This is a genomic window from Roseomonas sp. AR75 (assembly GCF_005222815.1).
GTDB lineage: Bacteria > Pseudomonadota > Alphaproteobacteria > Acetobacterales > Acetobacteraceae > Falsiroseomonas.
Map to the genome: position 1 here is coordinate 340097 of NZ_STGB01000003.1, position 12480 is coordinate 352576.

Below are 12480 nucleotides of genomic sequence, written 5' to 3' on the forward strand. Positions count from 1 at the left end.
GCAGGGAGAGGATGATGGACGAGCGCAGGATCTGGGTCGTGTGGGGCGGCGTCTTCACCGACACGAGCTTCACGCGTCTCGACCCGGGCACGGAGGAGCTGCACGGCCCCTTCCACGACCTGGCGACGGCCGAGCGCGCCTGGCGCGACCACATGCGCCGCAAGGTGGACATCGCGACCCATCGTCTGTTCGTGATGGAGGCGCGGCCGACCGCCTCGGTGGCCTGACCGCCCCCTGGCGCCCGGCCCGGCACTCCCGCAGGATGTTGCGCCGGCGCGGTGTCGCCGGGCGGGAGGGAATGTCGGATGCGCAAGCTGGTGATGCTGCTCGCCTGCCTGGTCTGGGCGGCGCCGGCCTGGGCCTGGCCGGACCGGCCGATCCAGGTGATCGTGCCCTTCCCGGCCGGCGGCGTGGTGGATGTGCTGGCCCGCGGCATGGCCCAGGCGCTGTCGGAGAAGCTCGGCACGGGCGTCGCGGTGGTGAACCGGGACGGCGCGGCGGGCTCGATCGGCGCGCGCGCTGTCGCCCAGGCGCGGCCCGACGGCTACACCCTGCTCTTCACGCCGAACGGTCCGATCGCGACCCAGCCGCAACTGCTGCGCGACGCCGGCTATTCGATGGCGAGCTTCCAGCCGATCTGTCAGGTCTTCGCCGGCTACTTCTTCTTCGTCGCCGGCCGCGACGGCCCGCCCACGGCACGCGAGGCCATCGCCGCCGCGCGCGCGGCACCGGGCACGCTGGCCTTCGCCTTCGGCGGCGTCGGCACCGCACCCTATTGGGGCATGCTGGCCCTGCAGCGCGCCGCAGGCGTGGAGTTCAACGGCATCACCTTCCGCGGCGACCCGCCGATCGCCACCGCCCTGCTCGGCGGCGAGATCCCGCTGGCGGTGCTGGCGGGCGGCACCACCGCGGGGCTGGTGGGTCGCGTGCCGATCCTGGCCGCCCTGGCGCCGCAGCGCCTGCCCGACTTCCCGGACGTGCCGACCGCGCGCGAGCTCGGCCTCGATGTCGAGGAATCGCAGTTCGGCGGCCTGCTGGCCCCGGCCGGGCTGCCGGCGCCGATCCTGCAGCGGCTGGAGGCCGAATGCGCCGCGGTGGCGAGCGACGCGCGCGTGACGCAGACGCTGCGCACCGCCCGGTTCTCCCCGGTGCAGCGCAACGCGGCCGGCTTCGCCGCCGCGCTGGCCGCGGAAGCAGAGGCGAAGCGCCCGCTGATCGCTGCGGCGGGGCTCAGGCCGCAATAGCGGCCCTCAGCCTTCCGCCAGCCCGGCGCGGTCCACGACCTCCTTCCACATCGGCACCTCCTGCCGCAGCAGCGCGGCGAGCGGTGCCGGCCCGTCGAGCAGCAGACGCCCGCCCGATTCCCGCAGCCGCTGTGCGAGCAGCGAACCCTCGGCGAGCGGCGCGACCTCCTTCGCCAGCAGCTCCACCACCTCGGGCGGCGTGCCGCGCGGGCCGAACATCGCGTACCAGATCTGCATGTCGTAGCCCGGCACCGCCTCCGCGATCGCCGGCACCTCCGGCAGCGCCGGCGTCCGCTGCGCCGAGGTGACGCCGAGGCCGAGCAGGCGGCCCTCCTTCACGTGACGCATGCCCTCGATGAGGCCGGTCACGACCATGTCGATGTCGCCGGCGTAGAGCGCGTTCATCGCGGGGGCCGTGCCGCGATAGGGCACGTGCAGCAGGTCGATGCCGGCCCGCACCTTCAGCAGCTCGCTCGCCAGATGCGTGGTGGAGCCGGTGCCGGAGGAGGAAACGGTGATCCGCCCGGGCTCCGCCTTCGCACGCTCGAGCAGTTGCGCCAGGTCGCGCACCTTGCCATCCGGCCGCGCAAGGAACACCAGCGGCACTTCCGAGACGCGCGTGATCGGCACGAGGTCCGTGAAGGGATCGTAGCCGGGGTTGCGCATGATTGCCGGCAGGATCGCAACGGAGCCGGTGGTGACCACGAAGGTGTGGCCGTCATTGGCCGAGAGCATCGCCTGCAGCCCGATCGCGCCGCCGGCGCCGGGCTTCGGCTCGACCAGCACGGGACGGCCGAAGCGCGTGCCGAGATGCTCCGCGATGAAGCGCGTCGGCACCTCCACCGGTCCGCCCGGCGCGAAGGGCACGATGAAGCGCACCTGGCGCGACGGCCAGCCGGAGGCCGAGGCGACCTGCGCGCGCGCCAGCGAGGGCAAGGCCAGCGCCGGCAGCGCGGCGAGCAAGACACGTCGAGCGAGCGGCTGGGTCACGTGGCGGCTTCCTCCATCGGCGCGCCTTCTGGCGTGCCTTTCGCAACGGATCAGACCTGCCCGTCCTCTCGGCTGTCAACTCAGAGCGAACAACAGATCACGCGGTCTCGAAGTGCCTTACACGCTGAACGTCGTTCAGAATGAGCGAAATCTCCGACGCGAGGAGGCGGGCAGCTTCGAACGTCAGCCCCTCAATCTGACCAACGAATGCGGAGCCTTCGAATACAGCCTTGCGAGGCGCAGCAGACGCGCGGAACGCGCTGACCATGCGATCTACGACGGAGCGCTTGTTTGCCCGAACGAGCTTTCCATCTTCAGACGAATCAACAGAAATCCAGTCCCAGTCCAACCGTGCGCGCTCTTTGCGCCTGCTTATGTAAACGTAGGGCGATCCGCGTTGTTCGCACGACCTGAACCAAGCATTCACGCCGGGAAGATCGCCAGCCTCGAACTCCCGCCAGGCGGGTGTAGGCAAGTCGGCTGACGCAAGTCTTTCAGCCAGAGCTGGGACGCTGAGAACGTCGTGGCCGAGCTCTCGCAAACGTCCTTCGAAACGAGACGTGTCTGGCCAAACGAGCAGGGGAACCTGCAGTGCCACGGCCATGCTGGCGAGGAGTGATGCGTGGCTCCGATAGCTGAGCAGCGAGGCTATCGCCTCGCTCAGGTGCGACGAGCCAACCTCGGGCAGTGCGCTCCGGCCGATTCGCTTAAGGTGTTCAACGTTTTCTGTGGTGACAGGGATCACACGCACGGGCTTCGCCTCTCGCATGAAGGCCAGTGACCGCCGATTACACACGGACCGCGAGGGGACCGACAAAGATCAAATTTAGATCGGCCCGTTTAACCCGGCGGCAGGTTCGGTGGGCAGCGCCGCGACGACATTAGGAACGCGCGCTGCCACGCGCAAGCAGATTGGGCTCTGCAGCTTCACCCCGCCAGCGCCTGCCGTGCCGCGGTCGCCAGCGCGTCCGCGCGTTCGTTCATCGGGTCGCCGGAATGGCCGCGCACCCAGCGCCAATCCACGTCATGCGGCGCGGCGGCGGCGAGAAGGCGCTGCCACAACTCGTAATTCGCCACCGGGTCGCGCGCGCTGTTGCGCCAGTTGTTGCGCACCCAGCCCTTCACCCAGCGCTCCATGCCGTTGCGGACATATTCGCTGTCGGTGTGCAGCACCACGGAGCAGGGGCGCTTCAGCGCCTCCAGCGCGTTGATCGCCGCGGTCAGTTCCATGCGGTTGTTGGTGGTCGCGGCGTCATTGCCCGACAGCTCCTTCACCGTCGGGCCGTAGCGCAGGATTGCCGCCCAGCCGCCAGGGCCGGGATTCGGGCGGCAGCCGCCATCGGTCCAGATCTCGACGATATCCTCAGGCACCCACAGCCTCCGGGCTCGCCGCAGCGGCGAAGAAACGCAGCTTGCGCAGGTATTCCACCGGATCCTTCCGCGTCACCAGCGCACCGGGCGGCGTGTTGGTCCAGTCGAACAGGCGCGTCAGCAGGAAGCGGATCGCAGCCCCGCGGCACAGCACCGGCAGCGCCGCGCGCTCCGCCGCCCAGAGCGGGCGCACGGCGGCATAGGCACCGATCAGCGCCCGCGCCTTGGTCACGTTGAAGGAGCCGTCCGGCTCGAAGCACCAGGCGTTGAGGCAGACCGCGACGTCATAGGCCAGCAGGTCGGTGCAGGCGAAGTAGAAGTCGATCAGCCCGGAAACCTGCGGCTTTCCGTCAGGCCCCGGCAGGAAGAACACGTTGTCGGGAAACAGGTCGGCATGGATCTGCCCGTCGGGCAGCGCGCTCGCCGCGGGCCAGGCCGCCAGGATCGCGGCCAGATGCGCGTCCAGCTCCGCCACCAGCCCCGGCGCCACCTCGTCGCCGCGCGCACGGCAGCCGTCGAGCAGTGGCGCCCAGCCCTTGGGTCCGAGCGCGTTGGGGCGGAACACCGGGAAGCCGCCGCCCGCCGTATGCAGGCGCCCCAGCGCCGCGCCGAGCGGAGCCAGGTGCTCCGGCCGCACCCGCCGCGGCCACACGCCTTCCAGGAAGGTGCAGATCGCCGCGGGCCGGCCGCAGAGGCTGCGCAGCGCCTCGCCGTCCCGTCCCTCCACCGGCGTCGGGCAGGGCACGCCGCGGAACGCCAGATAGTCCATCAGCCCGAGGAAATAGGGCAGTTCCTTCGGATCCACCCGCTTCTCGTAGAGCGTCAGGATGAAGTCGCCGCGCGAGGTCCGCAGCGCGTAGTTGGAGTTCTCGACGCCCTCCGCGATGCCGCGAAAGGCCGTGAGTTCGCCCAGCTCGTATTCCGCCAGGAAGGCGCGCAGCGCCTCGTCCGAGACCTCGGTGTAGACCGCCATGCGCGGCTCAGTCCGCCGCCAGCGTGTCGCGCGCGGTGCGCGGGGCCAGGCCGGGCGGCAGGCGGAAGGCGATGGTCTCCTCCGCCACGCGCACCTCCTCGACCGCAAGATCGAAGCGCCTGCGAAGCCGGTCGATCACCGCCTGCACCAGCGATTCCGGCGCGCTGGCGCCTGCGGTGAGGCCGATCGCGGCGCAGCCCGCGAAGCCGCCCGCGTCGAGGCTCTCGGGCTGCTCGACCAGCAGCGCGCCCGCCGCGCCGGCACGCTCCGCGACCTCCGCCAGGCGGCGCGAGTTGGAGGAATTCTGCGCTCCCACCACGATCACCCGCTCCGCCCCGCGCGCCACCAGCGCTTTCACCGCGGCCTGGCGGTTGGAGGTGGCGTAGCAGATATCCTCCTTGGCGGGCCCGGCGATGTCGGGGAAGCGCCGCGCCAGCACCGCGACGATGCCGGCGGTGTCGTCCACGGAAAGCGTGGTCTGGCTGCTCCAGGCGAGCGCGGCGCCGGCGGGCGGCTGCACCGCCTCGGCCTCGGCGACATCCTGCACGAGCGTCACGGCCCCTTCCGGCAACTGGCCCATGGTGCCCAGCACCTCGGGGTGGCCTGCATGGCCGATCAGCAGAAGGTGGCGCCCGCGGGCATGCTGGCGCTCCACTTCCCGGTGCACCTTCGTCACCAGGGGGCAGGTGGCGTCGAGCGTGACAAGGCGGCGGCTGAGCGCCTCGCTCACCACGCTTTTCGCCACGCCATGGGCGCTGAAGATCACCGGGCGGCCGTCGTCGGGAATCTCGGACAGTTCCTCGACGAAGACGGCGCCGCGGGCGCGCAGGCCGTCCACCACATGGCGGTTGTGCACGATCTCGTGTCGGACATAGACGGGCGCGCCGTATCGGGCCAGCGCCTCCTCCACGATCCGCACGGCGCGGTCCACCCCGGCGCAGAACCCGCGCGGGGCGGCAAGCAGAAGGCGGAGCGGCGGCCTGGTGGCGGGCGGGATCATGCGCAGGGCGGCTTCGGCTCGGTCTCGGTCGCGGTGACGGTCTGGGCGGGCGGGGTTGGCCCTGGGCAGGCGGCGATGCGATACCGGAGGGGATGGCGAAGCGCCAGACCCGGCGGCCGCTCCGGCAGCACGGAAGGATGGAGCATCGGATGCGGCAGAAGTGGAACGGCAAGCGGGTGGCGTGGATGGCGGGGGCCGCCGGGGCGGTGCTGTCGCTGGCCGGCTGCGGCGGCGGCACCTCCAGCACGAGCCAGGCCCCCTGCCCGCGCATCGCCATCCTGGCGGATGGCGCCGACCTCACCCAGTTCCGGCCGGGCGCGCCGCGCGACCTGACCTCGATGGTGCTTGACGCCAGGATCATCGGTTTCGATGCGCGCTGCGACTTCGCCGGCCGCGACCGGCGGGCCGTGGAGGTGCGCGTCACCCCCCGCTTCGAAGCCGAGCGCGGCCCGGCGGCGCAGGGGCGCAGCGTGGAACTGCCCTGGTTCGTGGTGCTGAGCGACCCGGCCGACAGCGTGAACCTGGCGCGCGTCACCAGCGCCACCCAGGTCAGCTTCCCGGCCAATGTCGCCCGCGCCGTGGCCGCAGCCCGGCCCGCCGCGATCATGGTCCAGCCGGCCGAGGGCACGCAGGTGCGCGATTACCTCGTCCGAATCGCCTTCCAGCTCACCCCGGACGACCTGGCCTACAACCGCCAGCGCGGACCGCGTTGAGGCGGCTGGTCTTCCTCACGCACCCCGAGGTCGTGATCGATCCGGCGGTGCCAGTGCCGGACTGGCACCTTGCGCCGGACGGGATCGCGAAGCTCCGCCGCTTCGCCGCATCCGGCGGGATGGCGGGCATCGGCGCCGTCTGGGCGAGCACCGAATGCAAGGCGATCGAGACCGCCGGCATCCTGGCCGCTTCGCGCGGGCTCGGCGTGCGGGTGCGGGAGGATCTCGGCGAGAACGACCGCAGCGCCACGGGCTACCTGCCGCCGCCGGAGTTCCAGCGGATGGCGGATGCCTTCTTCGCCCGCCCGGAGGAGAGCGTGCGCGGCTGGGAGCGCGCGATGGATGCACAGGCGCGCATCGTCGGCGCCGTGCGCGCCGCCGTGGCGGAGACGCCCGAGGCCGGCGATATCCTGGTCGCCGCGCATGGCGGCGTCGGCGCCCTGCTGCGGGGGCATCTGCTGGGCGCGCCGATCTCCCGTGCGCTGGACCAGCCCGCGGCAGGCTGCTGGTTCGCGGTGGCGCTGCCGGAATGGCGGCTGCTGACGGCGGCGTGGCAGGCGCTCGGCTGAGGTTGCCTCCGGCTTCCCCCTGAGTCATACCCGCCCATCCCGCAGATCCCGCGCGGGAGAGAGGTGCAGGGGCCGAGAGGCCCCGGCATCCGCCGAAGGCGCAACCGGCCCCCGGAAACGCTCAGGCAGAAGGGCCGCGCGGGTAGGGACCTCTGGAAAGACGCACCTCGAACGGGGCGCGGCACCGACGGAGTAAGGCAGCCCGCAGGGCGCCGAATCTCTCAGGTCACGGGACAGAGGGGGGCCACGGAAGACCCGACGCCATTCCGGCGGCGGGAGCCCATGGAGGCACCGTGGCCGAGTCGGATTCCGCGCTTCTCGAAACGCCCCTGGCGTCCCTGCATCGCGAGCTGGGCGGGCGCATGGTGCCCTTCGCGGGCTATGCGATGCCGGTGCAGTACCCCGCCGGCATCATGGCCGAACACCTGCATTGCCGCGCCGCGGCCGCGCTGTTCGACGTCTCCCACATGGGCCAGGCGGAACTCGTCGGCGAGGGCGCGGCCAAGGCTCTGGAGGCGCTGACGCCGGCCGATGTGCAGGGGCTGAAGCCGGGCCGGCAGCGCTACGGCCTGCTGATGACCATGGCCGGCGGCATCTTCGACGACTTCATGGTGGCCAATCTCGGTGACCGCCTGTTCCTGGTGGTCAATGCGTCCCGCAAGGAGCAGGACCTGGCGCTGATCGCCGCCGCCATGCCCGCGGGCGTCACGCTGCGCCCGCTGCCCGACCGGGCGCTGATCGCGCTGCAGGGGCCGCAGGCGGTCGCTTCGATCGCGACGCTCGCGCCCGGCATCGCCGCCCTGTCCTTCATGGGCATCGGCGCCTTCGACATCGCCGGCGTGCCCGCCATCGTCAGCCGCTCCGGCTATACCGGCGAGGACGGCGTCGAGATCTCCGTGCCGGCGGAATCGGCCGAACGATTTGCCCGTGCGCTGCTGGCGCTGCCGGGCGTGCAGCCGACGGGTCTCGGAGCACGGGATTCGCTGCGGCTGGAGGCCGGGCTCTGCCTCTACGGCAACGACATCGACGAAACGACCAGCCCGGTCGAGGCCAATCTGGTCTGGACCATCGGCAAGCGCCGCCGCACCGAGTGGAATTTTTGCGGCGCCGATCGCGTGCGCGCCGAACTCGACACCGGCGCGAAGCGCCTGCGTGTCGGCATCAGGCCCGAGGGCCGCCAGCCCGCCCGCGCGCATACCGAAATCCAGGCGAACGGCGCCACCGTGGGCGAGGTCACCTCCGGCGGCTTCGGGCCTTCCGTGAACGGTCCCGTCGCCATGGGCTACGTCGCGCGCGAACACGCCGCGGACGGCACGCCGCTCGAACTGCTGGTGCGCGGCAAGCCGCTTGCCGCGCGCGTCGCGCCGCTTCCCTTCCATCCCCACCGCTACGCCCGCTGAGGAGCCGATCCGATGGCCGAACTGCGCTTCACCAAGGACCATGAATGGATCCGGCTGGAGGGCGACATCGCCACGGTCGGCATCACCGACCATGCGCAGAACGCGCTGGGCGACGTGGTCTTCGTGGACCTGCCCGAAGCCGGGCGCGACGTGGCAGAGGGCGAATCCATCGCCGTCGTCGAGAGCGTGAAGGCCGCCTCCGACGTCTATGCGCCGGTCGCGGGCAAGGTGGCGGAAGCCAATGCCGCGCTGGCGGAGAATCCCGGCCTGATCAACTCCGATCCCACCGGCGAGGGCTGGTTCTTCCGCCTGGAAGGCGTGGATGCGGGCTCGGTCGCCGCGCTGATGGACGAGGCCGCCTATGCCGCCTTCGTGGAGAGCGCGGCATGAGCGCGCTGTTCGAACTCGCCGCGCTGGAGGACCACGGCGCCTTCATCCGACGCCATGTCGCGCCCTCCGAGGCCGAGATCGCGGCGATGTTGCAGGCGATCGGGGTCGCGAGCCTGGACGACCTCGCCGCGCAGACCGTGCCCGGCGACATCCGCGCCGGCTTCGCCGCCGCGCTGCCGGAGCCGGCGACGGAGGCGGAGGCGATCGCCGAGCTGCGCGCGCTGGCCGCGCGCAACCGCGCCGACATCAAGAGCCTTATCGGCCTCGGCTACCATGGCACCATCACGCCGCCGGTGATCCTGCGCAACGTGCTCGAGAATCCCGGCTGGTACACCGCCTACACGCCGTACCAGGCGGAGATCGCGCAGGGCCGGCTGGAGGCGCTGCTGAACTTCCAGACCATGGTGACGGAGCTCGCCGGCCTGCCGGTGGCTAATGCCTCGCTGCTGGACGAGGCGACGGCGGCAGCCGAGGCGATGGCGCTGGCGCATGCCGCGACCCGCGGCAAGTCCGACACCATCGTCATCGCCGCCGATGCGCTGCCGCAGACGATCGCCGTGGTTCGCACGCGCGCCGAGCCGCTCGGCTTCAAGGTGGTGATCGCGAAGCCGGCCGAGATCGCGGTGACGGTGACGAACGAGAAGCCATTCGCGCTGCTGCTGCAATATCCCGGCGCCACCGGCGAGGTGCGCGACCTGCGCGCGGAGATCGCCGCGGTGCAGGCCGCCGGCGGGCTGGCCATCGTCGCGGCCGATCCGCTCGCACTCACGCTGCTGACGCCGCCCGGTGAGATGGGGGCGGATGTGGTGGTCGGCTCCGCGCAGCGCTTCGGCGTGCCGATGGGCTATGGCGGACCGCATGCCGGCTATATGGCGGTGAAGGACGCGCACAAGCGCCTGATGCCGGGCAGGCTCGTCGGCGTCTCAGTGGATGCCGCCGGCGCGCCCGCGATGCGCCTCGCCTTGCAGACGCGCGAGCAGCACATCCGGCGCGAGAAGGCGACCAGCAACATCTGCACCGCACAGGTGCTGCTGGCGGTGATGGCCAGCATGTATGCGGTGTGGCACGGGCCGGAGGGCCTGCGCCGCATCGCGCGCCGCGTGGCGCTGCAGGCGCGCATCCTGGCCGGTGCGGCGAAGGCCGCCGGCTTCGGGCTGGCGCATGACAGCTTCTTCGACACGATCGCCATCGAGGCCGGCGACAAGGCGGATGCGCTCATCGCCATGGCGCTGAAGCGCGGCTTCAACCTGGCGCGGCACGCCGGCGGCATCGTCGGCATCGCGGTGGACGAGACCGTCACGCGCAAGGACCTCGCGCAGCTCGTCATGGCGATCACGGAAGCTGCGCAGGCGCAGCCGCAGCCGCTGGATTCCATCGCACCCTTCGGCGGCACGCCGGATGCGCTGGCGCGGCGCAGCGATTTCTGCGCGGCGCAGGTCTTCCACGCGCACCACGCCGAGCATGCGATGCTGCGCTACCTCAAGTCGCTCGAGGACAAGGACGTCGCGCTGAACCGCAGCATGATCCCGCTGGGGTCCTGCACGATGAAGCTGAACGCGACGGCGGAGATGATCCCCGTCACCTTCCCGGGCTTCGGCGCCATCCATCCCTTCGCGCCGGTGGACCAGGCGGAAGGCTACATCGAGCTGATCCGCACGCTGGAGACCTGGCTGGCGACCATCACCGGCTTCGCCGCCGTCTCGCTGCAGCCGAATGCCGGCAGCCAGGGCGAGTATGCCGGGCTGCTGGCGATCCGCGCCTACCACCTGGCGCGCGGCGACGCGCATCGCGACGTCTGCCTGATCCCGTCCAGCGCGCATGGCACGAACCCGGCCAGCGCGGTGATGGCAGGGATGAAAGTGGTCGTCGTCGGCTGCGACCGCGACGGCAACGTCGACCTCGACGACCTCCGCGCGAAGGCCGAGCAGCACGCGGCGAACCTCTCGGCGCTGATGGTGACCTATCCGTCCACGCATGGCGTCTTCGAGACGCAGATCCGCGCGATCTGCGACCTGATCCATGCCAAGGGCGGGCAGGTCTACATGGATGGCGCGAACATGAATGCGCAGGTCGGGCTGACCTCGCCCGGCGCGATCGGCGCGGATGTGTGCCACCTCAACCTGCACAAGACCTTCTGCATCCCGCATGGCGGCGGCGGCCCCGGCGTCGGCCCGATCGGCGTCGCCGCGCATCTGGCGCCGCACCTGCCGAACCACCCGCTGCTGGCGGAAGCCGGGCCGGCCACGGGCTTCGGCCCGGTCAGCGCGGCGCCCTTCGGCAGCGCCTCCATCCTGCCGATCAGCTACGCCTATATCCGCATGATGGGCGCCGAGGGCCTGACGCGGGCGACGCAGGTGGCGATCCTCAACGCCAACTACGTGGCGCACAGGCTCGCGCCGCATTTCCCCATCCTCTATCGCGGCGCGAAGGGGATGGTGGCGCATGAATGCATCCTCGACTGCCGCGGCTTCCAGCAGAATGGCGGCGCGACGGTGGAGGACATCGCCAAGCGCCTGCAGGATTACGGCTTCCACGCGCCCACCATGTCCTGGCCCGTGGCCGGCACGCTGATGGTGGAGCCCACCGAGTCCGAGCCGAAGGCGGAACTCGACCGATTCGTGGCCGCGATGGTCGCGATCCGCGAGGAGATCCGAGCCATCGAGCAGGGCCGCGCGGACAAGGCGGACAACCCGCTCAAGAACGCGCCGCACACGGCGGCCGAGGTGATGGCCGATGCCTGGACGCATGCCTATTCGCGCCAGCAGGCCGCGTTCCCCCTGCCCTGGGTCGCGGCGCACAAATACTGGCCGCCAGTGAAGCGCGTGGACAACGTGCATGGCGACCGGCACCTGGTTTGCACCTGTGCGCCGCTGGAGGCCTACGCCCAGGCGGCCGAGTAGGCACCGCGTGCCGGCCGCCGCGCTTTCGCGCGGCGGAGCAAGCCCCCCGGATCGGCACAACCGATCCGGGTATGTCTACCAATGTATTGATTTGTAAGAGCTTGGTTTGCGCGGGTGCGGCGAGCTCAACCGTTTGTTGACTCCTTTGGTTGTATTTCGCATTGTTGCTCCGAACAGGAGAGGGGAAGACCCCCTCGTTTCTCCCTTTGGAGTTGCATCGTGCGACGCACCCTCGCCGCCGCCGTCCTCAGCGCCGCCTTTCTCGCCCCCGGCGCGCAGGCTGCCTCCGTACTGCATGACGGAATCGCCGACTTCACGACGCTTGCCTTCAGCGGCGGCACACCCGTCGCTCCGGGGCGCAGCAATGCCGCCGCGATGTTCGACGGCGTCGCCAACAGCTTCCGCACCCTTGGAATCGGCGGCGCGCTGGTCGCGGGTATCCCGCTCGACCGTGCGATCGCCGAGGTGACGCTGGCCGAGTTCACCTTTGGCAACTCCGGCAACCACAGCGAGCAGGCGACCGTCGCGCTTGGCGTGGATGCGGATGGCGATGGCGTCGCCGATGGCGGCTGGGTGGATATCGGCGTGCTGCGCAACGGCCAGTGGGGCGGGCTGCCGCCCACCACGGCCGCGCCCGGCCAGACCATCGCCACCCTCACCGGTGCCTTCGACGGCAATCGCACCACCTTCACCATCACCGTCAGCGGCGGCGACTACAACCTGATCCGCTTCCTCGACGGGTCCACCGCCGCGCCCGGCCGCGACGGCTTCGACATCGCCGAGCTCCGCCTGGTGTCCAACGATGCCGGCCCGGACCTGGCGAATGTGATCCCCGCCCCGGGAAGCCTCGCGCTGCTCGGTGCCGGCCTGTTCGGCCTCGGCCTGACGCGCCGCAAGGATCGCGGCGCGGCCTGATCGCGACGCGTCATC

General features: G+C 71.2%; 13 protein-coding genes and 2 riboswitches. Of the genes, 8 read left to right on the forward strand and 5 right to left on the reverse strand.

The window, feature by feature from the left end:
* Nucleotides 1-14 precede the first annotated feature (14 nt).
* A complete protein-coding gene (locus E4T13_RS13655; RefSeq protein ID WP_137178841.1) occupies nt 15-227 on the forward strand; it encodes a DUF4170 domain-containing protein in 213 nt (70 codons plus the stop codon).
* A gap of 78 nt (nt 228-305) precedes the next feature.
* A complete protein-coding gene (locus tag E4T13_RS13660) occupies nt 306-1244 on the forward strand; it encodes a tripartite tricarboxylate transporter substrate binding protein (protein ID WP_137178842.1) in 939 nt (312 codons plus the stop codon).
* 6 nt (nt 1245-1250) lie between these two features.
* On the opposite strand, the gene E4T13_RS13665 is transcribed toward E4T13_RS13660, so the two are convergent.
* The 5 genes from E4T13_RS13665 to ispH all read right to left on the reverse strand — a co-directional run bounded on the left by E4T13_RS13665 (nt 1251) and on the right by ispH (nt 5578).
* Nucleotides 1251-2234, reverse strand: a complete 984-nt coding sequence (locus E4T13_RS13665; protein ID WP_170984985.1) for a tripartite tricarboxylate transporter substrate binding protein — start codon at nt 2232-2234, stop codon at nt 1251-1253.
* A gap of 97 nt (nt 2235-2331) precedes the next feature.
* Nucleotides 2332-2985 (reverse strand): hypothetical protein, encoded by a 654-nt coding sequence (locus E4T13_RS13670; protein WP_137178844.1) that lies wholly within the window; start codon nt 2983-2985, stop codon nt 2332-2334.
* A 176-nt stretch (nt 2986-3161) separates the two neighbouring features.
* Nucleotides 3162-3605: a ribonuclease HI gene (gene rnhA / locus E4T13_RS13675; protein WP_240791122.1), complete on the reverse strand. Its 444-nt coding sequence runs from the start codon at nt 3603-3605 to the stop codon at nt 3162-3164.
* Entirely contained in the window at nt 3598-4578 is a 981-nt protein-coding gene (locus E4T13_RS13680; RefSeq protein WP_137178846.1) for a homoserine kinase, read from the reverse strand. The genes rnhA and E4T13_RS13680 overlap by 8 nt, the downstream gene beginning before the upstream one ends.
* 7 nt (nt 4579-4585) lie before the next feature.
* Nucleotides 4586-5578 carry a 4-hydroxy-3-methylbut-2-enyl diphosphate reductase gene (gene ispH, locus E4T13_RS13685; protein WP_137178847.1) on the reverse strand — a complete coding sequence of 331 codons (993 nt, stop codon included), beginning with the start codon at nt 5576-5578 and terminating at the stop codon, nt 4586-4588.
* Between the two features lie 149 nt (nt 5579-5727).
* Here ispH and E4T13_RS13690 point away from each other — a divergent pair, with 149 nt between their 5' ends.
* The 6 genes from E4T13_RS13690 to E4T13_RS13715 all read left to right on the forward strand — a co-directional run bounded on the left by E4T13_RS13690 (nt 5728) and on the right by E4T13_RS13715 (nt 12465).
* Complete coding sequence (locus E4T13_RS13690) at nt 5728-6291, forward strand: hypothetical protein (RefSeq protein ID WP_137178848.1); 564 nt, start codon at nt 5728-5730, stop codon at nt 6289-6291.
* Nucleotides 6288-6860, forward strand: coding sequence for a histidine phosphatase family protein (locus E4T13_RS13695; RefSeq protein ID WP_170984986.1), 573 nt, complete (start codon nt 6288-6290; stop codon nt 6858-6860). The genes E4T13_RS13690 and E4T13_RS13695 overlap by 4 nt, the downstream gene beginning before the upstream one ends.
* A 43-nt stretch (nt 6861-6903) precedes the next feature.
* Nucleotides 6904-7007: riboswitch (glycine riboswitch) on the forward strand.
* 2 nt (nt 7008-7009) lie between these two features.
* A riboswitch (glycine riboswitch) is annotated at nt 7010-7100 on the forward strand.
* Nucleotides 7101-7153: 53 nt separating this feature from the next.
* The gene (gene gcvT, locus E4T13_RS13700; protein WP_137178849.1) at nt 7154-8260 is read left to right on the forward strand and encodes a glycine cleavage system aminomethyltransferase GcvT; all 1107 of its coding nucleotides are present in this window, start codon (nt 7154-7156) and stop codon (nt 8258-8260) included.
* Between the two features lie 12 nt (nt 8261-8272).
* A complete protein-coding gene (gcvH, locus tag E4T13_RS13705) occupies nt 8273-8650 on the forward strand; it encodes a glycine cleavage system protein GcvH (RefSeq protein WP_137178850.1) in 378 nt (125 codons plus the stop codon).
* The gene (gene gcvP, locus E4T13_RS13710) at nt 8647-11550 is read left to right on the forward strand and encodes an aminomethyl-transferring glycine dehydrogenase (protein ID WP_137178851.1); all 2904 of its coding nucleotides are present in this window, start codon (nt 8647-8649) and stop codon (nt 11548-11550) included. The genes gcvH and gcvP overlap by 4 nt, the downstream gene beginning before the upstream one ends.
* Before the next feature lie 219 nt (nt 11551-11769).
* Nucleotides 11770-12465, forward strand: a complete 696-nt coding sequence (locus E4T13_RS13715; RefSeq protein WP_137178852.1) for a PEP-CTERM sorting domain-containing protein — start codon at nt 11770-11772, stop codon at nt 12463-12465.
* Nucleotides 12466-12480: the final 15 nt, after the last annotated feature.